Here is a 25,529-nt window from a genome sequence, read left to right as displayed (position 1 = left end):
AAATGATAAATAAAAAGTCTGGAGCTACCCTACTAGCACTGCTTCTACCTAGTCTCGCGCTTGCGACTGAAGACAACGCCGTAAAAGTTGAAACGGAAGAGCTAACCCAAAACTTTACCTCTGAGTGGAACGTTGCGTCGAACATTTACATGGAAATGGAAAAGTTTGAAGGGCACAGAGACCCTGATGGCAATGCAGTGATAGACAAACTCACCCCAGTCGCACAGCTATTCATTAATAGCCCTAACTCCAAATGGAGCTATTTTCTTGAACATAAAGTGGCGCGCCGTTCGATCACTGAGGATCTAAATAACACAGATAACTCGTTTCAACGAAACCGTACTCAGATTGGTGCGACTCGTAACTTAGTTCGCAACGATGATGTGGTCTTTAATCTGAACGCTACATACCGAAAAGAATCTAACGACTCTGCACCGGGAACAGATGCTCGTGGCAGCCACAACCTGTACTGGATAATGCCTAGTGGTGAGTTTAAGATCACCGATAAACTCTCATTCTCTTACTGGGATGCGTTTTACTACTATGATCGCTTCGTAGGAGAGAACGATTACGAGTGGGAAGCGGAGCATGGTTTTGCGTATAAACACAGTGATAGTTTCACAGCAAAAGTCTACCTATACACCGATTGGACTTGGGATAACGACCAAAACAAGAACTGGGAACAAAACCAGATTCGTGGGTACTTCCCAACTAAAATTAATGACAAATGGAGCGTGATGCCTTATTTCCGCTACTTCATCAACGAGAAAATCTATGATGCGTCAAACAACTACAACGTCGTCAATGAGACAGACGACGGGCTGCGTTTAGGTTTGAATATCGACTATAAACTGAGCCCTAAATCAACGTTGTGGGTAGGTATGGCTTACGAAGAAACCAAGTGGGATGAGTCTAAGTCTGCGGGCCTAACCAGTGGTTCAGACAACAGCCAGAAATTCTATCTAGCTCAAGCGGGTTGGAAGTATAAGTGGTAACAGCTTGATTATATTTTCGATGTAACAACATACCAACCGGAGGCTCGTTCTCCGGTTGGTATACTAATGATCATGACTTCTCCCGTTTCATTGATACTAATCTGCACCAATAAAACTGCACACTCAATCAAGCGACTTTCCAATACGTGAAGATATTCGTATATTGCTAAATGAGCAATCAGGCTAGAACAGAATAGTCCAAAAACGGTTTTGGTAGCGTAAGGGAAAAGTATTTGCGTTTACATCAGTGAATCTACATGGAATCATTCGCATCCGCTTGATTCTCTGGCATCGCCTCAATAAAAGCAGGTAACTGATTGCACGCTTCGACAATTGAGTTAATCAGCGGATAAGGCGACATATCAACGCCAAAGCGCAGCGCATTATACACCTGTGGCACCAAGCAAATATCGACAATGCATGGTGAATCGGTGAGGCTATAAACTGAATCAGCGTATGTTTGACGATGCTTAGAAAGCTTCTCTTCTAATGCCGAAAAACCTTGGCTCATCCAATAGTGAAGCCAGTCTATTTTCGCCTCTTGCTCACACGACAACTCTCGCTCCAAATACTGCAACACACGCAGGTTATTCAGAGGGTGAATTTCCATCGCAATGTCCTGAGCCATCGCCAACGCTTGATAGCGCAATGGTGTTTGCTCGGGAATCAACAATGAGTCTGGGCTGCTCTCACATAAATAGCTTTCATCCAAATATTGCAAAATAGTCAGCGACTGATTGAGTTTAACTTCACCATCCACCAGCACAGGCACTAACTCACTGGCGTTGAGCTCACGATAATGTGGATCATGCTGCTCGCCGCCATTACGCACCAAATGCACCGATTTAGACTCATAGTCGAGTTGCTTTAGGTTCAATCCAATACGCACCCGATAGGCGGCCGAAGAGCGCCAATAACCGTAAAGTGTCATGTTCTGATTCATACAATGATCTCGCTCGAGCTGAATCTTTATAATATGGGTTATAACGCTCGATATTGGCTAACTTTTTGGTCAATCGCACCAAAAATGGAATCACCCGCCGTATCAAACATCTCTAGGCGAATCGAGTCGCCAAACGACATGAATTGAGTCGAAGGTTTGCCATCGCGAATCGTCTCAATCATGCGCACCTCGGCAATGCATGAATAGCCCACGCCGCCCTCGGCAATTGAGGTGCCGTGGTCAGTGCCTTGCTTATTCGATACCGTGCCTGAACCTATGATCGCGCCTGCCGATAATGGTCGAGTTTTAGCTGCATGCACAACCAACTCTGCAAAATTGAAGGTCATATCTACACCGGCATTCGGACAACCAAAAGGCTGGTCGTTGTAGGTCGATATCAACGGTAAATGTACCTTACTGCCTTTCCATTGCTCGCCAAGCTCATCAGGTGTTACCGCAACCGGAGAGAACGCAGAAGACGGTTTAGACTGGAAGAAGCCAAAACCCTTAGCAAGCTCCGCCGGAATCAAACCGCGCAGCGACACATCGTTCACCAACATCAGCAAGCGAATCGAGTAGTGCGCTTGTTTAGCGCTAGCGCCCATCGGTACATCACCGGTGACAATCGCAACCTCACCTTCGAAATCGATGCCCCACTCGTCGCTGGCAAATTCGATATTGTCACAAGGGCCGATAAACGCATCTGAGCCGCCTTGATACATTAATGGATCAACCCAGAAGCTTTCTGGCATTTCAGCACCACGCGCCTTACGCACCAGTTCAACATGGTTTACATAAGCACTGCCATCCGCCCATTGATATGCGCGTGGCAGAGGCGATTCACAATATTGAGGCGCAAACACTTCACTGCCCGTCACATGCCCGTTATTGAGCGAGGCGTATAACTCTTCTAACTGAGGCGCCACGCTATTCCAGTTATCCAAGGCTACCTGCATGGTTGGCGCCAGATGCATCGCATGGAAAATCTCCGTCGCTGGCACACACTGTTTGAGGTCTCTACTCACGACCATCAATAGACCGTCGCGAGTACCATTTTTCTTGGTTGCTAATTTCATCCTTGTTGCCCCTTACTTCTCTTGCCAACTGTAGACATATTCTTTGTTCTCAACGCTATCGAGTTCATCAGAGAACTGCAGTGCATGGCGAGTATCGATCATCACCGCGACTTCATCGGTGAACTTCTTCTTGTGCGCTTGCCCCGCTTTGAAAGCTTTTGGGTGAGGTCCATGAGTGAAGCCTGCTGGATGGAAAGTCACCATGCCCGCTTCAATATTGTCACGGCTAAAAAAGTCACCAGCGTGATAGAAGAGTACTTCGTCGTAGTCGTCATTGTTATGGTAAAACGGCACTTTCAATGCACCTGGGTCGCTCTCAATCGGGCGTGGTACAAAGGTGCACACCACAAAGCCTGCGCCAACAAAGGTGGTGTGTGCAGACGGTGGTAAGTGGTAACGATGTGACATCAGCGGTCTGATATCGCGCCAATTCACTTTCACCACAGCCAAATCCCCATGCCAACCAATCGCGTCTAAAGGATTGAACGGATAAGTGATCACACTGACTTTGTCGTGGCGTTTCACCTGAACTTGGGTTTGATCTTCGGAGTACTGAGCGCGGAATTGATCGTTGATCGACGGGATTTCAAGAACCGCTGGATCAAACACCGCGTGATTGCCGACCATGCCCTTCTCAGGCAAGGAATAAGCCGCGTCGGTGTTCTCAATCATCAAGATGAACATCGGCTCACTTGGCTCCAAGCGCCAATTGGTTGAGCGCGGGATCATCACGTAATCCCCTTCACTCACCTCTAAATGACCATAGTCGCAATAGAGATCTGCCCTACCTTGGTGAATGAACAGCAGCTCATCACCGTCAGAATTACGCACCAAGAAATCCATCTTCTCATCCATGCGCCACACACGGATTTTGCAGTCCGCATTGTGCAAAAGATGAGGCACCGCCCAAGGGGTTATCTGGCTAGCTTTCTCCACCAGCGTAAAATCAAAAGCGCGAGGACGTAAATCACCCTCCCACTCCGACCAACCTGTTGGGGCATGCTGGTGATGAAAGTGAGCGGCAGGGCCAAAGAATCCACTTCGGCCCGCTTCTCGCTCATAAATTGCCTCTTCGGGGAAGTCGGCGTGCGCTTGTTTAGAGCACACCCCCTCCCGATGAGGAAACGAGATCCATTTATGCATCGTCTAATACTCCTCGACGAATCTGGTCCTCTTCAATCGATTCAAACAGCGCCTTGAAGTTACCTTCACCAAAGCCTTCGTTGCCTTTACGCTGAATGATTTCAAAGAACACAGGCCCAATTACCGTCTGTGTGAAAATTTGCAGCAAGATGCCGTCTTTGGTCGGCGCGCCATCAATCAGAACCCGTAAATCGCGCAGCAGATCGGTGTCTTCACCGTGGCCCTTCACACGCTCGTCGACTTTCTCGTAATAGGTATCTGGGGTTGGCATAAAGTCCATGCCGCGATCACGCAGGGTTTTCACGGTTTTGTAGATGTCATCCGTTGCGAGCGCGATGTGTTGGATGCCTTCGCCGTTGTATTCGCGGATGAACTCTTCGATTTGTGATTTGTCGTCTGAAGACTCATTGATAGGGATGCGGATTTTGCCACATGGCGAGGTCATGGCTCTGCTCACAAGGCCTGTCAGCTTACCTTCAATGTCGAAATAGCGAATTTCACGGAAGTTACCGATACGCTCATAAAAACCAGACCACAGGTCCATATTGCCTTGTTTCACGTTGTGCGTGAGGTGATCGATCTCATAAAGACCAACATCGGCTTTCGCCATGCGCTCTTCCGCGTCATCATAGAATCGGAAGTCAACGTCGTAGATGCTCTGCTTGCCGTAGCGATCCACAAAATAGAGCAGGCTTTCACCGATGCCGTAAATGGCAGGAATGCTCAGCTCCATCGGCCCTATTTCTGTTTTGTACTCTTCACCGCCGCCCTTAAACGCTTGTTCCATTGCAGCTGGCGCTTCGTTGACACGAAAAGCCATGCCACAGACCGATGGCCCATGCACTTTAGCGAACGCTTCCGCTTGGCTGTGTGGCTGCTCATTGACGATAAAGTTGATGTCACCTTGTCGATACAGCCAAGCCTCTTTTGAACGGTGCTTAGCGATCTCGGCAAAACCAAGTGACACAAACAGCGCTTTAAGTTGCTCGATTCCCTTGTGGTCAACGGCCGTGTATTCAACAAACTCGAATCCATCCGTACCAAGCGGGTTGTATGTATCCACCATGAACTTTCTCCTTGTACCTATTGGTTTTGTATTACGTGTTTTTTGTCCTTAATTAAATTTGGCCCACAAGCGGAAAGATTGGAATGCATCGAAGGAAATGGGCAATAACGCTAAAAACCCGTCAAATTGTAAAATATTTGTTACACACAAAACCTCACAACAACAAAGTGAGTGCTATCAAGGGATTGAAAGAGGGTGGTTTGATTTACAGCAGAGCAAGAGATGTTATTGAATTGTTACATGTGATTTTTTTGGCTAAAGCAGAAAGAGATAAGTGTATGTTGAACGTAAAAAGAGCATCACAAAACAGGTGATGCTCTTTTAAAAAGCTTCATATCCCAGCGGTATTCTTATGGGACGAAGTATCAAACCTAACCCATTACTTTAATGGTTGACGGTCAAATAGAGGTTGTTTCTCTCGTGAGCACGTCATCAATTTAGGCAATCACAGAACGAGATTTTTTCAAGCGAACTGAAAGCACGGACATCAAACTGATAAGCACCAATAACCCGGTACCGGCACCACTACGTTCAACATCTTCAGCGCTATCATCACTTCTTTCAGCAATGTCTTCACTTGTTGCTCCAGATATCGGGATAAGTTTTACAGCCACCACCCTCTCGTCACCTACTCCATCATTACAATAAGCAAAGTGTGCGGTTGAATCATAAGCCATAGAAGAGGAGCTACTTTCACTCGCAAAACATTGTATTGCCGTCCCTGAGATAACACCCGCGTCATTAATGTCGGTTGCGTCCAATATTCTAAAGTGGTTGTTGGCATCACTGTCGTCACCACCGTTAGTTAGGTCGTCTAACCACCAAGCTTGATCATTATATCTTGCACGTCTATCAGCATCGGTACCAGTGTCGTTATAAGGAAAAATGAAGCCGCGATGCCTTCTTTCATGGCCGTCTACTTCAGCGTGAGTTTCGGCGTCAACATAGCCAACGATTTCATTGTAGCTATTGATCTCATTTGCTTTTCCCTCTGCACTGTCAAAGAAAATGTCTTCACTTAAACTTGCGAAGAATGTGGCTGTTGGCGTTGTGTCATTCGCATCAGCGACGAACATACGATTATCAGACACACGATCCGACGGATAATCACCATCTCGTTTTGCATAACCAATAACCATCATGTTTTCATTAATGTCTGTTGCGACAGAATTACTGTGAATGTATGAGTCACTCACTTCTACCGTCGCATTAGCGATAAATGTAGTCGTCCAAGCATTTTCCGAAACGCTGAAATTTGACGTACTGCTTGGCCTAAACACAGCAGCCTGCATAAGAAAGTTATCTGAATCATCTAGTTCCGTATTGTAACCAACTAAAACAGGATAAGAGCTATATGTCCCTCTAGACGAAATCGTTGCAGCCCTCACACTCGCTTGTGCTGAAGCTTCATCATCGTTGTAAGAGTAATAGGTCGAACTGGTTTCCCAATCGGATACTGCAAAACGGTTTCCATCATCATTGGGACCATTCGCATCGGTTATATTCCAGACAAAAGCTCGATTAGCAAAAGCAAAGTTCTGACACTCTGGATATAAAGCAGGCTCAATATCTTCATCGATACAATTATCTAGATCCTCAGCATCACTGTCGGATGTGTACGGAGAGTCATAATCTTTATACTCATCACTGTAATAAAAAGTCGCAACGGACGCGCTTCCGACCACATAGCTTTCCCCTCCATAACTGAAAGAATCAAAAGCCATCGTTCTTCCCATTTGGGAGATTATATTCGCTTCGCCGTCAGCATCGCTGATCGTAATGCTGGTATCGGCTTCAGGTTGGAGAACCGTAAATTCAGTGCCTGTATCGTAGTAACCACGCTGCCTATACAACTGAATATATTGGTTGTTATAACTGTAGTAACCACTGCTGGTGTTACCAAGAACAAAACCATTCTCGTCAACTTTAGTAATGACCTTCTCCTCTGTTCCATCAACAAAGGAATAACTATAACTGCTCACATCAGGTGGATTACTGCCAACATCAGGGATATCACTTAACGAATAAGAGTCATAGAAAGCCGTGGAATTCGTCTGATAGCTCAGCTCGTAATATGCATCACGCTCATTTCTCAAGCCTCCAATGCCTGCATCCTCATCGCCATACCACAACAAAGAACTCCAAGCTTCACAAGTCGCGTAGCCAAGTTCACTTGTGCAGTAGCTATAGATATCGTCATAATCCAAATAGTAGAACGTGTTATCGATACCAAAAGGGACCTCCTCTTTAAAGGAAAAACCTGGTTCTGCATTTTGAGCTTCCCCTGCGAATGCGTAATCGGTGTCACCACAACTGGTACTAAAGCAATCCGTTGTACCAAGCTCTGGTTCAACTGCAACCCCATACACCGATTCCGTTTCTACTGGTGATTCCTCCAAAACCACCCTATAAAGAGCAGCGTTACTATAAGAAGCAACCAACAACGTAGAAGAGACAACGACTGATTTTTTTACCATTGCCTTCATTCTACGGCTCCTAAAAAATAATCCATTTCAATACCAACGATAGCTTTCTGCCTTTATTGCTAAAGGCATTAAATTCATGAGTTCAATAATGGACTAGGATAAAAATAGAAAATGTGGAAACTATGTAGAAACAATGGAGGTTTAAACAACCTGACTTGATGGGCTGATGAACTGATGCCCTATTAAAGTTAAACGCTAACTTTCATCTCCTAGATTTATCCATTTTCTCTGCTAATTTGATCGCTAACCTATTTGCGTCAAAGAAATACACTTATATTTGGTTACGAATAGGAATTAAATTATGAAAAAAATCACGACAGCATTACTTTTACTGACATCGACATTCGCGCTTCAAGTGTGTGCTGAAAGCCGTGAAGGTCCAAGAGAAATGCCAAGTTTTGAAGAAATGGATGCAAACGGTGATGGCGAGTTACAATTAGAAGAGCTCAGAGGTCCACTCGCCGATGACTTTGATAAACTAGACGCAGATGGAAGCGGTGGTCTATCGGAAGAGGAAGTTCCGCCACCACCACCAAGACGTCAATAATGGTTAGAGGGTTATCCTAAAATAGTGATAATTCAATGCGAGCTGATGGGGTATAGCACCCTGTCAGCTCGCTATTCATTTCTAACAAAAGAGTGCTTATACATGGCCTAAGATGAATAAAGAAATCAATGTCCATATTTCCCACACGATCGAGGGCTAATATTGGTTTATCTCATTTTATTGTCTTAACTCACTCTATCGTCTTAATTCACTTTAATTTCTGGAGAGAACGTGCGCATATCAATTTTCACCAAACTGTTTGTTTCAATACTAATGGTGTGCGTGACCATGCTCTTTGTACTGACCTATTTTATTAACTCCAGTTTTCAAAGAGGGCTCCAAGATTTCACAAATAATAATGAGATTGCCCTAGCTCAAGAACTCGCCAATAACTTAAAGCAATATTACTCACCTTCCGAAAAGTGGAGGCGGCTAGAGCGTGAACCACATTTAATCGCCAGTAGCATTAGCGGCCCCTCACGACCACATCCTCGTGACAGACACCCATCGCCACCACCATTAAGAGAGCCGGAAGCGCCAGGCCTTCAACCTATTTGGCAACGACTCAACATTTTAGATCAAGACGGGCGAGCCATAATTGGACCGCCTGAAAACCTACATCACCTTGAAGATGGTCAGCATCAAGCACTAGTCGAAATAACACTGGATGATCAAGTTATTGGGTATATCTCCATCGTCCAGATGGATGAAATATCAGGGCCTTTAGCAGAAAGCTTTTTCAAACAACAAACGACGCATGTAAGCACTATCGCATCGATTACCGTGTTGCTTTCATTCCTTATCTCTTTGTTTCTTGTTAGGCGATTTTTGAAACCATTGCGTGCTTTGTCGAAAGGTGCCAAATCTATCGAAAATGGCGATCTCGATTTCTACATTAAAAAAAGCGGCAATGATGAATTGTCCGATCTCATCGGAATATTCAACGGTGTTGTCGAGACACTAAGAAAACAGAAAACACTTAGAGAACAGTGGTTATCAGATATTTCACATGAACTTAGAACGCCTATCACCGTGCTTAGAAGTGAACTAGAAGCGCTACAAGACGGTATCCGATCTCCTGAACCAAAATACATCGACTCGTTACATCAACAAATCATCACACTAGGTCAACTCGTTGAGGATCTTCACCAACTCTCCCTGTATGACATCGGATTTAACCTCAATGTTAAAAACAACGTTGATATACATAAACTGATTGATTCTGTGATCGTTCAAAACTCGATCCGTTTAGAACAAAAAAACATCACATTAACAAAGCACTATGACCATTCGGCGCCACTGTTTACCTCGTGTGATGAGAGATTACTGACACAACTGTTTGTGAATCTGTTAGAAAATAGCGCGCGATACACTGGCGATAATGGGTATGTATCGATAGATGTTACCGACATTAGTGATAGTATTATTATCAACGTTGAAGACAGTGATCCAGGTGTACCTGATGCATCACTTCCACGTTTATTTGAGAGGCTTTACCGCGTTGATAAATCGCGTAGTCGCTCAAGTGGCGGTTCTGGACTTGGATTATCTATCTGTAAAAATATCGTTGAAGCGCACCAAGGACACATTACTGCCGACCACTCAGAATTGGGTGGACTACGAATCATCATAGCGTTACCAAAGGAAATAAAATCGTGATTTTAGTCGTCGAAGATGAGCCTGCATTAGCAAGTGTACTGTGTGAGTACTTAGAGCACTCTGGCCTTGAAAGTCATCATATTATCGATGGTAACCTTGTCATTGACTGGGTAAAGCAAGCATCGCCTAAACTCATTATTCTCGACCTCATGCTACCCAATAGAGACGGGTTGGATATTTATCGAGAGCTGAGAACGTTCAGTGACATCCCAGTGGTTATGGCGACAGCCAAGGTCGAAGAGATCGATCGACTCGTTGGGCTTGAACTGGGTGCAGATGATTATATATGTAAGCCGTACAGCCCGAGAGAAGTAGTCGTGAGGGTGAAAAATATTTTGCGCCGTTCCAACAAGCCCCAAGCCACGTCAACAACGAACGCCATTGATATTGATGAATTGAGTATGACCGCCGTCCTATGTGGTATTAAGCTAAGTTTAACGCCAGCTGAGTTTCGGCTTTTGCACCTTCTCTATCAAAATGTTGGCCGCATTTATAGTCGCGATCAATTGATTGATAAAATCTACGACGATAGAAGAGTGGTCAGTGATCGCACTATCGATAGCCATATTAAAAACTTACGCAAAAAAATGGTCTCGATAAATGAAAAATGTGACTACATTAAATCCATTTACGGGATAGGTTACAAACTAGAAATAGAATAATACGAATCAAAAAGCCGCTGTAGTCAGCGGCTTGATGAGTTCTAGAACGAACCTAAATCGAATATAAGGTTCGCGTTAATCCCAGTTGAGAATCGACCAATTCGGTTGATCAGCCAGTGCTTTCAAACGCGGGCATGGGTTTACTAGGTAAGCAAAATCAGCGTGTTCACACAAAGGTAAGTCGTTGATTGAATCGGTATAAAAGTGAATGTCTGAGTAGTTAGTTTCTTGATTGTCTAACCACTCTTTTAAACGGGTGACTTTACCTTCACGGTAGCTTGGCACACCTGATATTTGAGAAGTAAAACGGCCTTGGTTTTCAATCAAATCAATACCGAGTGCATTCTCGATACCAATCTTGCGACCCACAGCTTCCACCAAGAAAGTCACGCTGGCAGAGATGATCAACATGTCGATATCATCATTCTCAAGCTGCTCAATCAAAGGTTTCGACTGCTTGAACTGTCTAGGCAAAATATGCTGTTCAACACACTCTTCCACCAATGCGGTGACTTGCTCTGTTGGCATATCGGCCAAAGGCTGCATGAAAAACGTGAGGTAATCTTCCATGTTCAGTTTGCCTTCCGAATACAAGCCCATTAAGCGCTTATCTTCTTCAATAAAGTTGGGCGCTGTGGCAATGCCCTTTTCAACCAAGAACTCATTCCAGAGCATCGCTGCATCGGCATTGATCAGCGTTTCATCCATATCAAATACATACAAAGGTTTGAACATCTTAGGCTCTCACAGGTTGAATTTCGTTAAGGTTAAACAGGAGTTCAAGTTGGCTGCCATTTGCCAACAGTCGTTCAGAGGAACGGTTAAGTAAATCGACGGTTAATTCGCACTCATCAACGTCCACTTGGTAGCGAATCACGTTACCCAAGAGCTGGTGGTTACGAATGGTGCCCGTTTTCGGCGCGGAGATATGCTCGCCATACTGTCGGCCTTGCTCTTTAACGTAGATAGATTCAGGACGAATCGCCACTTTCCACTCGGTTTCAATATTGAAAAGTTGCTTGGCTTTGTTCGCTTGCACCAGATTGTAGTGCCCCATGAACCCAGCAACAAACTCATTGGCAGGTTGAGTGTAGATCTCTTCGGGTGTGCCGGCTTGTACGATCTCACCTTTATTCATCAAGAAGATGCGGTCAGACATGATCATCGCTTCTTCTTGATCGTGAGTCACGAAGATCGTGGTCAGGTTCATCTCTTTTTGAATATCTCGAATCTGTTGGCGAAGGTGTTTACGGATCTTCGCATCCAACGCCGAAAGTGGCTCATCGAGCAATAGAATACGCGGCTTGACCACCAAGGCTCTTGCCAAGGCAACACGCTGACGCTGACCTCCCGAAAGCTGATGCGGGTAGAATTTCTCTTTGCCCGTTAAATCCACCAGCCCAATCACTTTCGCGACTTCGTGCTTAATCTCGTCAGCAGCAAGCTTTTTCATCTTGAGGCCAAACGCAATGTTGCCTTCAACCGTCATGTTCGGGAACAGCGCATAAGATTGAAACACCATGCCGATGCCACGCTGTTGTGGCACTTGGTGAGTAATCTCTTCACCGTTGACCCAGATCTCGCCACCATCAACAGGATTCAGGCCAGCCAAGCTGCGCAGTAGAGTCGATTTACCACAGCCACTTGGGCCAAGCAGAGTAATGAATTCGCCCTTCTCGATGGAAAATTCAATATCTTCAAACACCGTGTTGTCACCAAAGCTTTTGGTAAGGTTTTTCGCATTTACATAGCTCATTATTTTGTTCCCTGGCTGAAACGACTTGCCAACCAAGTCAGTAAGAAAATAAACAGGAAGTACGTCATCACTAGGGCTGACGTGAAGTGGCCGCTGGTTTGACGCATGTTGTATAGGTAGATTTGCAGTGTCTCGTAACGTGTACCCACCAAGATGTTGGCGAACACGAACTCGCCCAATAGGAACGAGAACGACAAGAACAGCGACGCCATTAAGCCTTTCTTAAGGTTTGGCAGAATAATCAACAAGAACGCCTTGGTGGTGCTTGCACCGAGCAGGTGTGCCGCGTCCATCAAATCGTGCAGGTTAATCGCTTCAAAGCTGTTGGCAATCGCGCGATACATGAATGGCAACGCGATGGTGAAGTAGGTGCCAATCAAAATCCACGGCGTGCCTATCAGTGAGATTTCACTGTCTGCATACAATTGAAGTAAACCAACCGATGACACTACTGGTGGTACAGCGAATGGTAATAAGATCAGGATATTCATTACCTTGTCGAGTTTCGGGAAATAGTAAAACACCACGAAAATCGCAGGCAGAACCAACACCACACTCAATGACAGTGCCGCCACGCAGATAAACAGTGAACGACCAAAGGCTTGCAAGAAGCGAGGATCGGTCAGCAGGTTGATGTACCAATCTAACGTGAAGCCATCCGGCAGGATAGTGGCGCCCCAACGCGAGGAGATCGAGTAGATAAAGGTCGCTAAGATCGGAATCATCATGATGCCGACAATCGAATAGACAACCGTTTTATGAAAGCGAGTATTTACGGTGTTCATTACTTTCTCTTCCCTGCGTAGCTTTTGCTGATCAGCCATTGGTTAATCACGGTGATGAAGGCCAGCATCGCCATCAGAATCACAGAAATTGCCGCGGCTAGGTTTGGTTCTAGGAACAAGTCGCCCGATACCAAGCTCGCAATTCGAATCGTAATCACGTTGTAGTTGCCCGAGGTCAACGCATACACACTTGCGTAGGCGCCAATCGCGTTAGCAATCAAGATGATAAAGGTGCCGAACAAAGCCGGAGATAACACAGGCAGCGCGATTTTGGTCCAGTATTGCCAAGTTTTCGCGCCAAGCAGTGCCGAAGCGGCTTGCCAGTCGTCACTCAGAGCATCAAACGCTGGATAGAGCAACAACACCGCCAATGGGATCTGGAAGTAGATGTAAATCGCCAGCAAGCCCCACTTGCCGTAAAGGTCGAAATCACCCAGCAATCCATACTGCTTGAGCAACAAGGTAATCGCACCGTTGGTCCCAAGGATGATGATGAAAGCGAAAGACAACGGAACGCCAGAAAAATTACTGCTCATGTTGGTGAAAGCAATCACCGCATCGCGGATTTTAGAATCAACGCGGCGCAGTGAAGAGACCAACAGAGTCGCAATCGCTAAGCCAACAATGCTCGACCAAATCGACAACCATAAACTGTTGCCAAAAGCCTGCATCATAAAGGCAGAATCGAACACTTCAGCGTAGTTTTCGAGAGAGAGTTCGTCGTCATAGAAGAAGCTGTTGATCAGCACCCAAACCATAGGTGCCAGTTGGAACAGATAGAAAAACAATGCGAAAGGCGCAAGCCACAAAGCGGGCTTGAAGCGTTGAAACAAAGATTTGGTTTTGGGTTTAAGCGCAGAGCCATCGCTCTGCGTGATTACAGAACTGCTCATAGGGCCAACAATTCCTGAGTGTAAGATTTATCGTGATCTAAGTTGAGTAGCTGACACACGCTGCCGCAGATGTCGGTCTGTTTCACTGCACAAGCTTGGTGTGTAAACTTATCGCCAATCACAAAGAAAGGCACTTCACGCTCTTCAGGCAGAATGCCACCGTGAGACAAGTCATTGTTCATGCCATGGTCACTGGTGATGATCACTTGATAACCATCATCTACCCATTTCTCAAGGTAGTTCGATAGGTAGATATCCGCGCCACGAGCACTATTACGGTACTGGCGAGAATCCAGCCCGTGCTTATGTCCCATGTCGTCAATGTTCATTGGGTGAATCAATAAGAAATCAGGCTGATGAGTGACGCGCAGGTGCTCAGCATCCAAGAACAAGGCTTCATCTGGGTAGTGGTCCCAGTGGTAGAAACAACCGTGTTGGATGTTCATGCTTTCATCGTTGGTAAAACGGTCACGCACAGCGTCAAACGGCGCTCGGTTATACAGCTCACTCACCCAATGATATGCCGCAGCAGCCGTCACTTTGCCCTGCGATTTAGCCAAGCTAAAGATCGACTCGTGATTCGATAAACGCACGATTTGGTTGTTAACGATGCCACTCTCGACAGGGCGAACCCCAGTTAAAATGCACTCATACAGCGGGCGTGACATAGATGGCAGCTCACATTGCACAGGGTAAAGCGTGGCGCGCAGCTTGTTTTTTTGCGTGCTCTGCGAAGTGCTCTGTTCATTGTGCGAATCGCCCTGTTTTATCTGCATATCACTTAGTTCTAGAAGACCGTTCAGGTAGCCCATGCAATCACGGGCTACCTGATAGTTCAGTCCATCTAGAACAACAAGGATAACCTTATTGCTCATGGTCTAATCTCTATTGCTTGTTTCTATAAGCCACCCGTTACAGGTGGTGTGTTAAGCGGGGTTATTGCTGGTGAATCAATACGCTTTCTTGCCATTGACGTGGCAGGCGGCGTGCTGATTTTTCCCATGCTGAGAAGTCAGATACTGGGTGCACGTTGCTGTATTCATCGTTCGAGATCAGCTTGTCTTGTACTGATTTAGGCAACGTAACGTTGCTACGGATTGGACGTGCGTAACCTTCTGCCAGGTTGATTTGGCCTTGGTCGCTAAAGATGTATTCACGAGCCAACTTCGCCGCATTCGGGTTTTGTGCGTATTTGTTGATGATGGTGGTGTAACCAGAGATCACTGAGCCATCTTGTGGAATGCTTACCGTAAAGCGCTCACGGTCGATCTTGTCGCGGTAGTTCAATGCGTTGAAGTCCCACATGATCGCGACTTCCACTTCGCCTTTTTCAAGGTTCGCAATGCTTGGATCTGTGTAAGATAGACGGCCTTGCTTCGCTAGTTCACCAAAGAATTTAATCGCTGGTTTTAGGTTCGACTCATCACCACCGTTAGCAAATGCAGCCGCTAGAATCGCGTTGTTTGCTTGTGCTGCTACGCCGACATCGCCCACAGTGACTTTGTAGTCGCCTTCTAGTAGGTCACTCCAAGATTTTGGGGCATCTTCAACAAGATTATTGTTTGAAATGAACGAGATAGTACCTGTGTAAGCCAGAGCCCAGTGACCATCTTTGTCTTTCGCCCAATCTGGAATGTCATCCCAAGTCGTTGGCTTGTATGGCTGCGTTACGTCTTTCTGCACAGCGACACGTGCAAAGGCGAAACCAACATCACCGATATCTGCAGTTGCGTTTCTTTTCTCTGCTTCAAATTTCGAGATCTCTTGAGCCGAGCTCATGTCTGTATCCTGATGCTTCAAACCGTAGTTTGCTTTCAGATCAGTCCATGTGCCTTTCCAGTTTGCCCAACTGTCTGGCATACCTACACTGTAAACCGCACCCTCTTTTTGAGCGGCTTCAATCAGTGACTCAAGATCAGCATCCTTCGCCATCGCTGGCATTGAAAGTGTTGCCGTAAGTCCTGTTACACCAATCAATTTAGCGGTTGTGCCTATCAATTTTGCAGGTGAACCGATTAATTTAGCTGGCGATACAGTTGAACGGCTAAGCAAAGTTTTCATTGTCTCTATCCTTCTGGACTAGGTCAGTAAGTTCGTTTTGTATGCTATAGCCGGAATGTGACGGTTTGCCGTAAGTTATTTGACAGTTCGAGTGCATTTACGTGGCAGTTATATTTCACTCATATGACAGTAAGCCTTTGTTTACTGTCACATTCCTGTTAACTCCATGGTTTACCTTATTGAGCACACGAACTTATGGACTAGATCAGTAATGAGAACATTGGCTACAGCGCAATCAGGGACACAGCTAGGCAGAATTAAGGCGAGCATTAGAGAGCAGCTTCAATCAGGCATCTTCACCGAAGGGCAAAAACTGCCATCCGAAAGAGAGCTCAGCGAGCTGTTTTCAACCACACGAATTACGCTCAAAGATGCGTTGGTCTCATTAGAAACCGAAGGTTTGATATACCGAGAAGAGCGCCGAGGCTGGTATGTGTCACCCGAACGTGTTCGCTATAACCCATTGTCACGTTCTCACTTTCATCAAATGATTCGCGAACAACATCGTATTGCAGCAACCAAGTTGCTCAGCACCCGCACAGAAATGGCCGCAGGCGATTACGCCAAAGCATTAGAAATAGAACAGATAACCCCGATACACGTGATTGAGCGATTACGCTTTATTGATGGCAGAGCGGTGCTGTTTGTTGAAAACGTCTTAAAAGCGCCGTTGTTTGAGAAGGTGTTGTCAGAAAACCTCACCATGTCGCTGACAGGCATCTACCGAGAAAAATACGGCTACGAGACCAAACGATCGCGCTTTGATGTGATACCCACCTCTGCCCCTGCGCATGTCGCCAAGGCATTAAATTTGGCTGAGGGTCAACCGGTGCTGAAGATCTGCCGTGTGAACTACAAGCAAGATGGCGAGTTGATGGACTGCGAACTGGAATACTGGCGACCAGACTCAGTAGTGATCCACATTGATAGCATTGGCTAGTACCACATCCTCTTAATGCGGTAGCAACACAAATACAAAAACTCCGACTGATTCAGTCGGAGTTTTTTAACAATCAAACATTAAGGTGCGCGAATCATCTAGCTCATGAATCAAGCTTGAGGAACTTCCTTACCCTTGTTGAATCTGGGTTAGTGAAGAACTTCTCAGGGTTGGATTTCTCAATCAAGATGCCCTTCTCAAGGAATACCACCTGATCCGACACCTGACGCGCGAATTCCATCTCATGAGTCACCACCACCATGGTGTAACCCTCTTGCGACAGTTTCTTCATCACCAACAACACCTCTTCGACCAATTCAGGATCGAGTGCTGACGTTGGTTCATCAAACAGCAACACATCCGGCTCCATCGCGAGAGCTCTGGCAATAGCGACACGTTGCTTTTGCCCACCCGATAACATGCTTGGGTAGTTCTCTAGTTTGTGCGACATACCAACCTTATCGAGTTGCTTACGTGCCATCTCTTCGGCGTCTGATTTCGCTATCTTCTTAACGTGAACGAGCGCTTCCATAACGTTTTGCAACACGGTTAAATGCGGCCACAAGTTGAAGCTTTGGAAAACCATACCAAGGCGCTCTCTGAGTTTCGCCAGCTCTTTATATTTGAGTGGTTTACCCGTTTCAGAGTTGATACCAATACGCTCATCACCCATAAAAATCGTGCCGCGCTCTGGCTGTTCTAGCCAATTCATGCAACGTAATAGCGTCGATTTCCCCGACCCAGACGAACCGAGAATACTCACCACATCGCCTTTGTTGATGTTGAGGTTGATGTCTCGCAGTACTTCGATGCCATCAAACTGTTTCGACAGGTTTTCAACCTTAATGATCGTCTCTCGTTCTTCCAATAGTGGCTCGCACTCAATCACTTCCAAATTCACGCCCAAAGAAGGGTTAATCGGTGCTTCCGTTTCAATAATCTCTGATTGTTTAAGCATGGCTAAGTCCTCTAAGTTCAACTTTGGTTTGGATTCGTTTGGTGATGGTTTCAAGTGCAATACTCACGGCCCAGTAGAGCGCGATAGCAATGATGAACGCATTCAATGGGATGAAGTACGTTGATTGAATGCTGTTGGCGGCCGCGGTAATTTCTGCGACGGTGATGATGCTAAGAAACGCAGTGTCTTTTAAGCAGATGATGAGTTGGTTCGTGATCAGTGGAACCGACTTAAACAACACATTTGGGGTAATAACTCGGGTAAATGTTTTGAGTTTAGAAAAGCCATAAGCGTGCGCCGCTTCGATGTAACCTGGCTCTAATCCTTTACGAACACCTCGGAAAATCTCACAGAAATACGTACCATGATAGAGGCTGAGTGCGATGATTCCCGCAGTCACTGCATCTAGTCGAATACCAACCTGCGGCAACCCGTAATAGAGCAGGTACGCTAAGATAAGAAACGGCAAGGTGCGCATCATGCCTATCAAACTATTGATGGTGTACTTCACACCAAGTTTTGAGTTTTCGAGGCAATACAACAAACCGATGCCAATGATGAAACTCAAGATTGAAGACGAAACAAAAAGATAAAATGTGGTCACAAACCCTGAAGCAAACAGCTCTTTTTGTTGCCAGATAATATTCCATTCTTCCATATTTACTCCTTAAACTTACCCGCTCAATAACGCATCACAAGCAGGTAAATGGTGTTTCTGACCAAGTAGCCATGACGGCTAAACTGTGGTTGTTGTTGATAGCTGTGACTGAGGTAGATTACTGATAGCCACACTTACTACTGCAGATAAGTGGCTCGGTTTTCAGCCACAGCTTGCAACTTCACCAACACGCCAATAATCAACATGTAAATGGCACCGGCACATAGAATCGGCCCAAGTGGTTCATAGGTAACCGCAGAGATTCGATTGGTGACACGAGTTAGGTCGACGATGCCGATCACCGCAATCGCTGGGCTGCCTTTGATTAAGAACGACATCTCATTGACTAGCGCTGGTAGGCTCATGATCACCATTTGCGGGAACATGATGCGGCGAAAGTAAGTGATGCGTCTCATACCAATGGCTTCAGCCGCTTCCATTTGCCCTTTTGAAAAGTTAAGAAAGGCGTTGCGCCAAATCTCTGCATTGAATGCCGATGTATTGAGTGTGAGAGCTAAAATGGCAGAAACGTGTTTATCTAAATTGATGCCAAATGACGGAAAAGAAAGGAAAATAAACAGAGCCAACGTAACCAAAGGCGTTGCTCGTGCCCAACTAACATAAATGCCCAACATTTGATCCACAAACGGGATTTTCATCATTCTAACCAAGGCAATCATTAAGCCGATGACGACACCTAATACAATCGATACTGCCGATATCCATGCCGTTGCCCACGCGCCCTGTAGTAACTGTTCCCAAGCGTAATAATCCATAAACGACCTCTTTGATCAGCGACTTCTTTCGATAGATTGTGCGCCAAAGACTCATGGGTTAAACCGCTTTGAACCCATTGGCATGGACACAAACAGCCGCTAACTGTTTGTGTCGGCGCATGCTTATTCATCTATTGAACGGCTGTTAGCTTGTGATACTGCTCAACGGAAGTGATGGCTTCTGAAGGGAGTTGGTCGAACGATTCACCGAACCACTTCTTCTGCAACTCTGCCATTTTTCCTGTTTGCTCAAGGTGTAGGAAGAATTCCGTTAGGTAAGCCAAAAGCTCAGGGTTCTCTTTAGGAACAGGCCAGCTCACGAAACCAGGACCAGACACCGCCTCGCCTTTTTTGAATACCTTTGACTTGGATTTCACTACCTCGTTAACTGAAACCACACTGTTGATCACATAGTCTATTCGGCCGATTGCCAAGTCGGAATACGCTTCTGGGTAGGATTGATACTGCACCACTTTACCCAAAGATTTGCCTTGTGCTTCGAGCATCTCTTCCAGCTCTGGAAGCCTTTCTAGCAAAGCACTGCCCGCTTGTAAGCCCACTGTTTTTCCATCTAAATCGGCTACCGTATTAATATCTTCCGCGTCAGCTCTGGTTAAGAAGTAATGCTGCGCTGAAGCGATAGGTGGAGTGAAATCAAAGGCCTTCAAGCGAGCATCGGTAATGATCGCGCCAGTTAACGCCACATCATATTGACCCGCAGATACCGAAGCGAGTAGTCCTGTCCAAGGTAAGATCTCTTGTTCGATATCGAACTTCGAATATTCACGTAACTCATCAAGCAAATCTTTGTTAATCCCCGCAGGCTTACCGCGGTCGATATAGTTGAATGGAGAGTAGTTGTCTTCTGTCGCCACTTTCATGAAGCCTTGCTTTTCGATGGCTGCAAGCTCCGATGCTTGTGCGACTCCAAAACAACCCAGTACAACTGTCGCTGCCGCTGTTGAAACCCATGCCTTCATCGTCATTCCCTGTTTCATACGCTTTCCTTATCGAGATTATTTGCCTGCCTTTACTTTATGAACGGAATGCATCGGAGACGTAGAGCCAATTTAATTTTCAGGTTGGGACAGAACGATTTTCTAGTTTGGGACAACGTAATTTTCGGGGTTGAGAGAGAGCAAAACACACTCTTAAACCATCAATATGAACTCTGGCGCATTTCTTGCTCTTTTATACAAATTGGACTGAGGTTCACTGAGAATAAGGACTGTATCTCATGGCGATAAATCACAATTGTTTCATCGAGTTTGATTCCAAAAGAAGCCTGCAAGAACAAGTACGTAGCTATTTGGTGACGGCGATATTGAATGGTATTTTCCCGGCTGAACAAGCGCTTCCGTCTTGTCGTAAGCTGTCTAGCCAATTGGGTGTTTCACGCAATACTGTCTCCTTGGTGTACGACAGTTTGCTCGACGATGGCTACCTCATCAGTAAGCCTCGCAGTGGTTATTACCTTTCAGAAAAGTATCAAAAACCGAGTGATACTATCGACGCGAGTTTGGATCATTTTGAATCAGCCGACAGCGACAATGCACCGGATTGGAGCAAACGCGTTAAGCTGCAATTGGGCCAATACCCACGCATCGTCAAACCCTCGCATTGGAGTTGTTACCAATACCCATTTATTTTTGGCCAACCCTCTATCAATGACTTCCCATTAGCTCAATGGCGAGAAGCGACAAGAAAGGTCACCTCAGACCCACATGATCACCGCTGGCTTTGCGACAAGGTCGATAAAGACGTCGACATGCTGGTCGAACAGATACGCACAAGGGTGCTCCCACAGCGCGGTATTCATGCCCAAAGTGATGAGATCCTCATAACCTTAGGTTCGCAGAATGCGCTGTATTTGATTTCGACTTTGCTCATGAACCATCAGAGTCGAGTCGGAGTCGAGAACCCCGGCTACAAAGAAGCGAATCACATCTTCAATCTCTCTGGCGCGCAGTTACACCCGCATCAAGTGGATGAACAAGGATTGAGATTCAATGAGCACTCTTCACTGTGTGATCACTTCTATGTCACGCCTAGCCATCAAGCTCCAACCGGCGTCACCATGAGTGACGAGCGTCGAACTCAGTTACTGGAAATGGCCAAAACCAATGATGCGGTAATTATCGAAGATGACTATGACGCCGAGTGTAACGTGGAGTGGAACCCTAAACCCGCGCTAAAAGCCAGTGACAAAGAAGGACGTGTCATCTACGTCAGCAGCTTCTCTAAGCTATTAGCACCCGGCTTGAGATTAGGCTACATCGTGGCACCTGAAGAGTTGATCTACGATCTTAGAATACTGCGTCGCTTGATGTATCGACACGCACCAAGCCGCGTTCAGATGGAAGTGGCGCACTTTATTGAACAAGGCTACTACGACAGCTTTGTGAGGCGCTTTAGGGAAAACACACGCCAGCGCTGGAAGCTGATCAACGATGCGGTCTTGAAGTACCTACCTGACTGCAAGCGACTGGCTCAAAGCGAGCAGGCCAACTCTCTGTGGCTACAAACGCCCAGTCACATCAATAGCCAACGCTTAGCGTCACGAGCCGCACAAAAAGGGATTTTGATTGAGACAGGGTATTCTCACTTCATGACCGATCCTGAAACGAAGTTGAGCAATGAAACTTCATCCGAATTTGATCCTAATTCTTATTTCAGGTTGGGCTTTCACGCCATCGACAAAGACTTGATCGCCCCCGGCATCAAAGAGCTGTCAGAGGTAATGAAGAGCTAGCATCACAAAGGGTTATGTAGACGTTGTTATTCAAGACAATGACGTAAAAAAGAGCATCAATCGATGCTCTTTTTCGACTATACCTAACCAATTGGAAGCTAGACACTCAAAAGCCAAGCACTCAGGAAAAATAAGCACTTTGAAAAGAACGGGGAATCCTTTGCCAAAGTGCCTTGGTTGCTGTGCTAGCTATCTTATTGAAGAATTAAGAAGCAAGTTCAAACAACACTTCATCAATGATCTTAACGCCTTTCTTTATATCGCTTGGCTGAATAACCAAAGGTGGCGCAACGTGAATGCGGTTATTCACAATGAAGGTCAACAGGCCTCGCTTGGTCAATTGCGCTTTCAATTGCCCCATTTTTTCATTGCTTAAAGGTGTTTTACTTTCACGATCTTCCACCAGCTCAACCGCCCAGAACATCCCTTTACCGCGCACATCACCAATCATAGGGTGCAACTCTTGAAGGCTCAGTAGGAGCGGCCCTAGAACGCTGTTACCGACGTTATCAGCATGTGTGACAATGCCCTCTTGCTCCATCACATCGAGCGTTGCAACGATAGAAGCCATCGCCAAAGGGTGACCAGAGTACGTTAAGCCGCCCATAAAGAAGTTTGACTTAAAGTGCTCAACGATCGGTTCGCTGACCACCACGCCACCAGCCGGCACATAACCCGAGTTCACCCCTTTCGCGAAAGTAATCAGATCCGGCACGACATTAAAGTGCTCAAACGCAAACCACTTACCCGTGCGGCCAAAGCCGACCATGACTTCATCGAATATCAACTGAATGCCATGTTTGGTTGCCAGCTCACGCACGCCGATAAGGTAATCTTTGGGCGGAATGAGAAAACCAGCCGTTCCCGGAATCGTCTCTAGGATAATCGCCGCAATCGCCGTTGGTCCTTCGCATTCAATCACTCGCTCTAAATGCTGCAGGGCACGCTCACTCTCTTCTGCCTCAGTCGCCGCGTTGAATTCGCTTCGATAGAGAAATGGATTGAAGAAGTGAACGTGCCCACGGCTATACTCGTTTGGAATTCGACGAAAATCCCCCGTCGCAGCAATAGCAGTACCTGTATTGCCATGGTAAGAACGGTAAGCAGATAGCACCTTGTCGCGCCCTGTGAATTGTCGCGCCATGCGAATCGCATTTTCGTTGGCATCTGCCCCTGCATTGGTAAAGAACACCTTCTTAAACGAGCTTGGCGCTTTCGACAAGATACGCTTAGCCGCCAAACCACGAGTGAGGTTGGCGGTCGCAGGGGCAACGGTCACTAATGAATCAGCCTGATCTTTAATCGCTTTGATCACTTGTGGATGCTGATGACCAATGTTGGTGTTAACCAGTTGGCTACTAAAATCAAGGTACTCCTTACCTTCGTAGTCCCACATTTTGCATCCTTGCCCACCAGCGATAGCGATAGGTTCTGCCGCTTCTTGAATCGACCAAGAATGAAATACGCTCTTGTCGAGGTCGATAATATCTTGGTTTACAAGCTGTTCTGTTGATACTTCCATTTCATCGTCTCCATAAACAAAACTAGATTCACAACCCTCTCCTTCAGTCTTTCTCGTCTATCAAAGTGCGAAATACGAGATTGAAAAGGCTGCGCTATCGGATGGAATAATCTTCATCCCAAACAGGGCGGAGGTCATAGTGTCAGTTTCAACAAAACATTGGGCCAGTACATCAGCCCAAGTCTCATCCCCGATCCAACAAACTGCCTGACCCAATCCAATCGTCGATCTGGCTCTATTCAAAACTCTTAGGTGTGAATAGATTGAAAGGCAGACGAGACAGGTCTCATCGAACGCTAATTAACGCAGCAGCAATATCAAAAGCAAAGAGGTGAGCAAGAGTGGAATTAGGATTAGCGATGACATTGATTCTGTTTGCAGGAGTAGTTCGAGGCTATTCAGGATTTGGGTTTGCGATTATCGTAGCGCTTTCCCTCAGCTTTATTGTTCCACCATTGCAAGCGGTAACCATCGCTATCTTGTTGGACTTTTTAAGTGCCTTTCCTCTGCTCAAGCGAAGTAAAACCACCATCAATATCCGGCTTATTGCGCCGCTGTGTATTGGCATGTTGGTTGCGGTGCCTTTCTCGCTGTATTTCATTAGCACGATATCGGAATCAGGCTTGAAGGCCTTTATCGCGATGATGTCTTTGGTCGCTAGCACGCTGATTATTTTGGACTTACGCCTCACTTGGTTGCACCAACGACACGCGTTTTGGGCGGGAGCCATTTCGGGGTTTAGCATGACCACCGCTTCTTCAGGAGGTCCGCCATTAGTGACGTATTTGATGAACCTGACCATTAAAACCAGTGAACAGAGAGCCACCGCGATTGTGTTTTTTCTGCTGAGTTCAGCGATTTCACTGATCGGCTTCATATGGATTGGCGCATTTAACCAAGAATCGTTCATCACAGGTTTATGGCTATTACCGGCAGCTTTGATTGGCAATGTACTGGGGCAAAAACTGTATCTATCAGTACCGAACTTGTCTGCAAAAACAACGACCGCGCCGATTTTGATCGGCATGGCACTACTTATGTTAATTTCAAATTAGAAGGATGTATTTATGGATAAGATAGCGTTCATTACAGGGGCAACCTCTGGTTTCGGCAAAGCGGCAGCAAAACGTTTCGCAGAAGATAACTGGTCGTTAGTGCTGTCTGGTCGTCGAATCGAAAGGCTACTCGACCTAAAGGAAGAATTAACGGTGCCTGTGCATGTAATTCAACTCGACGTTCGAGACGCAGACGCCGTAAAACAAGCCATTGATTCATTACCCGCTGAATTTTCATCGATTACCGCATTGGTCAATAATGCTGGGTTAGCTTTGGCACCAGAAGGCGCGCCTGATGTGGACTTGAAAGACTGGCACACTATGATCGATACCAATGTCACAGGCTTGGTTAATGTTACTCATGCGCTGTTGCCTACGTTAATTAAAAAAGGCGCAGGAAGCTCAATCATCAATGTTGGGTCAATCGCCGGACAGTGGCCTTACCCAGGAAGCCATGTGTATGGTGCCAGCAAAGCGTTCGTAAAGCAGTTCAGTTACAACCTACGTTGTGACTTACAAGGCACAGGGGTACGAGTGACTGACCTCTCCCCTGGTATTGCAGAAACGGAATTTACTCTTGTAAGAACTAAAGGTAACCAGACGGCTTCAGACAACCTTTACCAAGGCACTACACCGTTGTCAGCAGAGGATATTGCCGAGCAGATGTTTTATATCGCAACCTTGCCAGATCACATCAACATTAACCGAGTCGAAGTGATGCCGACACGTCAAGCATGGTCTGCGTTCGCAATCGATAGAGATTAAGTTCAAACCGACACATACAAAAAAGGTGGTC

At 46.1% G+C, this 25,529-nt stretch carries 25 protein-coding genes; 9 read left to right on the top strand and 16 right to left on the bottom strand.

What is annotated here, in order from left to right; all coding sequences use genetic code 11:
- Positions 1-2 precede the first annotated feature (2 nt).
- Positions 3-995: an OmpG family monomeric porin gene (locus AB4307_RS05150; protein WP_136982537.1), complete on the top strand. Its 993-nt coding sequence runs from the start codon at positions 3-5 to the stop codon at positions 993-995.
- Between the two features lie 253 nt (positions 996-1,248).
- On the opposite strand, the gene maiA is transcribed toward AB4307_RS05150, so the two are convergent.
- From maiA to hppD, 4 genes are read right to left on the bottom strand one after another with little or no spacing between them, the layout of a single operon-like run.
- Positions 1,249-1,938 carry a maleylacetoacetate isomerase gene (gene maiA, locus AB4307_RS05145; protein ID WP_372131327.1) on the bottom strand — a complete coding sequence of 230 codons (690 nt, stop codon included), beginning with the start codon at positions 1,936-1,938 and terminating at the stop codon, positions 1,249-1,251.
- Between the two features lie 38 nt (positions 1,939-1,976).
- Entirely contained in the window at positions 1,977-3,014 is a 1,038-nt protein-coding gene (locus tag AB4307_RS05140; RefSeq protein ID WP_372131325.1) for a fumarylacetoacetate hydrolase family protein, read from the bottom strand.
- Between the two features lie 12 nt (positions 3,015-3,026).
- On the bottom strand, positions 3,027-4,157 hold the full coding sequence (locus AB4307_RS05135; RefSeq protein WP_108202338.1) for a homogentisate 1,2-dioxygenase: 1,131 nt from the start codon (positions 4,155-4,157) through the stop codon (positions 3,027-3,029).
- Positions 4,150-5,223, bottom strand: coding sequence for a 4-hydroxyphenylpyruvate dioxygenase (hppD, locus tag AB4307_RS05130; protein ID WP_372131323.1), 1,074 nt, complete (start codon positions 5,221-5,223; stop codon positions 4,150-4,152). Before hppD ends, AB4307_RS05135 begins: the two co-directional genes overlap by 8 nt.
- A gap of 83 nt (positions 5,224-5,306) precedes the next feature.
- On the opposite strand from hppD, the gene AB4307_RS05125 reads away from it, so the two are divergent.
- Positions 5,307-5,537, top strand: coding sequence for a hypothetical protein (locus AB4307_RS05125; protein ID WP_229647578.1), 231 nt, complete (start codon positions 5,307-5,309; stop codon positions 5,535-5,537).
- 123 nt (positions 5,538-5,660) lie between these two features.
- Here the strand turns inward: AB4307_RS05125 and AB4307_RS05120 are convergent, their stop codons facing one another.
- Positions 5,661-7,709: a DUF3466 family protein gene (locus AB4307_RS05120; protein ID WP_372131321.1), complete on the bottom strand. Its 2,049-nt coding sequence runs from the start codon at positions 7,707-7,709 to the stop codon at positions 5,661-5,663.
- A 301-nt stretch (positions 7,710-8,010) separates the two neighbouring features.
- Here AB4307_RS05120 and AB4307_RS05115 point away from each other — a divergent pair, with 301 nt between their 5' ends.
- The 3 genes from AB4307_RS05115 (at position 8,011) to AB4307_RS05105 (ending at position 10,577) form a co-directional block, all read left to right on the top strand.
- Positions 8,011-8,256 carry a hypothetical protein gene (locus tag AB4307_RS05115; RefSeq protein WP_372131319.1) on the top strand — a complete coding sequence of 82 codons (246 nt, stop codon included), beginning with the start codon at positions 8,011-8,013 and terminating at the stop codon, positions 8,254-8,256.
- Between the two features lie 243 nt (positions 8,257-8,499).
- On the top strand, positions 8,500-9,915 hold the full coding sequence (locus AB4307_RS05110; RefSeq protein ID WP_524540944.1) for an ATP-binding protein: 1,416 nt from the start codon (positions 8,500-8,502) through the stop codon (positions 9,913-9,915).
- On the top strand, positions 9,912-10,577 hold the full coding sequence (locus AB4307_RS05105; RefSeq protein ID WP_017094156.1) for a response regulator: 666 nt from the start codon (positions 9,912-9,914) through the stop codon (positions 10,575-10,577). The genes AB4307_RS05110 and AB4307_RS05105 overlap by 4 nt, the downstream gene beginning before the upstream one ends.
- A gap of 75 nt (positions 10,578-10,652) precedes the next feature.
- Here the strand turns inward: AB4307_RS05105 and AB4307_RS05100 are convergent, their stop codons facing one another.
- From AB4307_RS05100 to AB4307_RS05075, 6 genes are all read right to left on the bottom strand, one after another.
- On the bottom strand, positions 10,653-11,312 hold the full coding sequence (locus tag AB4307_RS05100) for an HAD family hydrolase (protein ID WP_372131317.1): 660 nt from the start codon (positions 11,310-11,312) through the stop codon (positions 10,653-10,655).
- Position 11,313: 1 nt separating this feature from the next.
- Positions 11,314-12,333, bottom strand: coding sequence for an ABC transporter ATP-binding protein (locus AB4307_RS05095; protein ID WP_017065126.1), 1,020 nt, complete (start codon positions 12,331-12,333; stop codon positions 11,314-11,316).
- Positions 12,333-13,118: an ABC transporter permease gene (locus AB4307_RS05090; RefSeq protein ID WP_004732591.1), complete on the bottom strand. Its 786-nt coding sequence runs from the start codon at positions 13,116-13,118 to the stop codon at positions 12,333-12,335. Before AB4307_RS05090 ends, AB4307_RS05095 begins: the two co-directional genes overlap by 1 nt.
- Positions 13,118-14,011 (bottom strand): ABC transporter permease, encoded by an 894-nt coding sequence (locus AB4307_RS05085; protein ID WP_017067196.1) that lies wholly within the window; start codon positions 14,009-14,011, stop codon positions 13,118-13,120. The genes AB4307_RS05090 and AB4307_RS05085 overlap by 1 nt, the downstream gene beginning before the upstream one ends.
- Positions 14,008-14,886 (bottom strand): alkaline phosphatase family protein, encoded by an 879-nt coding sequence (locus AB4307_RS05080; RefSeq protein WP_372131315.1) that lies wholly within the window; start codon positions 14,884-14,886, stop codon positions 14,008-14,010. Before AB4307_RS05080 ends, AB4307_RS05085 begins: the two co-directional genes overlap by 4 nt.
- A 61-nt stretch (positions 14,887-14,947) precedes the next feature.
- Positions 14,948-16,072 (bottom strand): ABC transporter substrate-binding protein, encoded by a 1,125-nt coding sequence (locus tag AB4307_RS05075; protein WP_372131313.1) that lies wholly within the window; start codon positions 16,070-16,072, stop codon positions 14,948-14,950.
- Between the two features lie 211 nt (positions 16,073-16,283).
- On the opposite strand from AB4307_RS05075, the gene AB4307_RS05070 reads away from it, so the two are divergent.
- Positions 16,284-17,012: a UTRA domain-containing protein gene (locus AB4307_RS05070; protein ID WP_372131311.1), complete on the top strand. Its 729-nt coding sequence runs from the start codon at positions 16,284-16,286 to the stop codon at positions 17,010-17,012.
- 103 nt (positions 17,013-17,115) lie between these two features.
- Here the strand turns inward: AB4307_RS05070 and AB4307_RS05065 are convergent, their stop codons facing one another.
- The 4 genes from AB4307_RS05065 to AB4307_RS05050 form a co-directional block, all read right to left on the bottom strand.
- Entirely contained in the window at positions 17,116-17,970 is an 855-nt protein-coding gene (locus tag AB4307_RS05065) for an amino acid ABC transporter ATP-binding protein (protein ID WP_372057682.1), read from the bottom strand.
- Positions 17,963-18,628, bottom strand: coding sequence for an amino acid ABC transporter permease (locus tag AB4307_RS05060; protein WP_372131309.1), 666 nt, complete (start codon positions 18,626-18,628; stop codon positions 17,963-17,965). Before AB4307_RS05060 ends, AB4307_RS05065 begins: the two co-directional genes overlap by 8 nt.
- A gap of 137 nt (positions 18,629-18,765) precedes the next feature.
- On the bottom strand, positions 18,766-19,404 hold the full coding sequence (locus AB4307_RS05055) for an amino acid ABC transporter permease (protein WP_017061227.1): 639 nt from the start codon (positions 19,402-19,404) through the stop codon (positions 18,766-18,768).
- Between the two features lie 131 nt (positions 19,405-19,535).
- Entirely contained in the window at positions 19,536-20,402 is an 867-nt protein-coding gene (locus AB4307_RS05050) for a transporter substrate-binding domain-containing protein (RefSeq protein ID WP_372131307.1), read from the bottom strand.
- A 239-nt stretch (positions 20,403-20,641) separates the two neighbouring features.
- Here AB4307_RS05050 and pdxR point away from each other — a divergent pair, with 239 nt between their 5' ends.
- On the top strand, positions 20,642-22,156 hold the full coding sequence (gene pdxR / locus AB4307_RS05045; RefSeq protein WP_372131305.1) for a MocR-like pyridoxine biosynthesis transcription factor PdxR: 1,515 nt from the start codon (positions 20,642-20,644) through the stop codon (positions 22,154-22,156).
- Between the two features lie 205 nt (positions 22,157-22,361).
- Here the strand turns inward: pdxR and AB4307_RS05040 are convergent, their stop codons facing one another.
- Positions 22,362-23,678 (bottom strand): aspartate aminotransferase family protein, encoded by a 1,317-nt coding sequence (locus tag AB4307_RS05040; RefSeq protein WP_017066353.1) that lies wholly within the window; start codon positions 23,676-23,678, stop codon positions 22,362-22,364.
- Positions 23,679-24,037: 359 nt separating this feature from the next.
- On the opposite strand from AB4307_RS05040, the gene AB4307_RS05035 reads away from it, so the two are divergent.
- Positions 24,038-24,733 (top strand): sulfite exporter TauE/SafE family protein, encoded by a 696-nt coding sequence (locus AB4307_RS05035; protein ID WP_017066352.1) that lies wholly within the window; start codon positions 24,038-24,040, stop codon positions 24,731-24,733.
- Between the two features lie 12 nt (positions 24,734-24,745).
- Complete coding sequence (locus AB4307_RS05030) at positions 24,746-25,498, top strand: SDR family NAD(P)-dependent oxidoreductase (RefSeq protein WP_017061222.1); 753 nt, start codon at positions 24,746-24,748, stop codon at positions 25,496-25,498.
- Positions 25,499-25,529: the final 31 nt, after the last annotated feature.

Source organism: Vibrio sp. 10N.261.52.C2 (assembly GCF_041471425.1).
In the GTDB taxonomy this organism is placed as follows: Bacteria; Pseudomonadota; Gammaproteobacteria; order Enterobacterales; family Vibrionaceae; genus Vibrio; species Vibrio crassostreae_C.
Note: the sequence above shows the minus strand (reverse complement) of the source record. Positions and strands in the feature narration are given on the sequence as shown.

Bases quoted from the DNA above. Each gene is read 5' to 3' on its own strand.
- AB4307_RS05150 (WP_136982537.1), top strand. From the start codon at position 3: ATGATAAATAAAAAGTCTGGAGCTACCCTACTAGCACTGCTTCTACCT.
- maiA (WP_372131327.1), bottom strand. From the start codon at position 1,938: ATGAATCAGAACATGACACTTTACGGTTATTGGCGCTCTTCGGCCGCC.
- AB4307_RS05140 (WP_372131325.1), bottom strand. From the start codon at position 3,014: ATGAAATTAGCAACCAAGAAAAATGGTACTCGCGACGGTCTATTGATG.
- AB4307_RS05135 (WP_108202338.1), bottom strand. From the start codon at position 4,157: ATGCATAAATGGATCTCGTTTCCTCATCGGGAGGGGGTGTGCTCTAAA.
- hppD (WP_372131323.1), bottom strand. From the start codon at position 5,223: ATGGTGGATACATACAACCCGCTTGGTACGGATGGATTCGAGTTTGTT.
- AB4307_RS05125 (WP_229647578.1), top strand. From the start codon at position 5,307: ATGCATCGAAGGAAATGGGCAATAACGCTAAAAACCCGTCAAATTGTA.
- AB4307_RS05120 (WP_372131321.1), bottom strand. From the start codon at position 7,709: ATGAAGGCAATGGTAAAAAAATCAGTCGTTGTCTCTTCTACGTTGTTG.
- AB4307_RS05115 (WP_372131319.1), top strand. From the start codon at position 8,011: ATGAAAAAAATCACGACAGCATTACTTTTACTGACATCGACATTCGCG.
- AB4307_RS05100 (WP_372131317.1), bottom strand. From the start codon at position 11,312: ATGTTCAAACCTTTGTATGTATTTGATATGGATGAAACGCTGATCAAT.
- AB4307_RS05095 (WP_017065126.1), bottom strand. From the start codon at position 12,333: ATGAGCTATGTAAATGCGAAAAACCTTACCAAAAGCTTTGGTGACAAC.
- AB4307_RS05090 (WP_004732591.1), bottom strand. From the start codon at position 13,118: ATGAACACCGTAAATACTCGCTTTCATAAAACGGTTGTCTATTCGATT.
- AB4307_RS05085 (WP_017067196.1), bottom strand. From the start codon at position 14,011: ATGAGCAGTTCTGTAATCACGCAGAGCGATGGCTCTGCGCTTAAACCC.
- AB4307_RS05080 (WP_372131315.1), bottom strand. From the start codon at position 14,886: ATGAGCAATAAGGTTATCCTTGTTGTTCTAGATGGACTGAACTATCAG.
- AB4307_RS05075 (WP_372131313.1), bottom strand. From the start codon at position 16,072: ATGAAAACTTTGCTTAGCCGTTCAACTGTATCGCCAGCTAAATTAATC.
- AB4307_RS05070 (WP_372131311.1), top strand. From the start codon at position 16,284: ATGAGAACATTGGCTACAGCGCAATCAGGGACACAGCTAGGCAGAATT.
- AB4307_RS05065 (WP_372057682.1), bottom strand. From the start codon at position 17,970: ATGCTTAAACAATCAGAGATTATTGAAACGGAAGCACCGATTAACCCT.
- AB4307_RS05060 (WP_372131309.1), bottom strand. From the start codon at position 18,628: ATGGAAGAATGGAATATTATCTGGCAACAAAAAGAGCTGTTTGCTTCA.
- AB4307_RS05055 (WP_017061227.1), bottom strand. From the start codon at position 19,404: ATGGATTATTACGCTTGGGAACAGTTACTACAGGGCGCGTGGGCAACG.
- AB4307_RS05050 (WP_372131307.1), bottom strand. From the start codon at position 20,402: ATGAAACAGGGAATGACGATGAAGGCATGGGTTTCAACAGCGGCAGCG.
- pdxR (WP_372131305.1), top strand. From the start codon at position 20,642: ATGGCGATAAATCACAATTGTTTCATCGAGTTTGATTCCAAAAGAAGC.
- AB4307_RS05040 (WP_017066353.1), bottom strand. From the start codon at position 23,678: ATGGAAGTATCAACAGAACAGCTTGTAAACCAAGATATTATCGACCTC.
- AB4307_RS05035 (WP_017066352.1), top strand. From the start codon at position 24,038: ATGACATTGATTCTGTTTGCAGGAGTAGTTCGAGGCTATTCAGGATTT.
- AB4307_RS05030 (WP_017061222.1), top strand. From the start codon at position 24,746: ATGGATAAGATAGCGTTCATTACAGGGGCAACCTCTGGTTTCGGCAAA.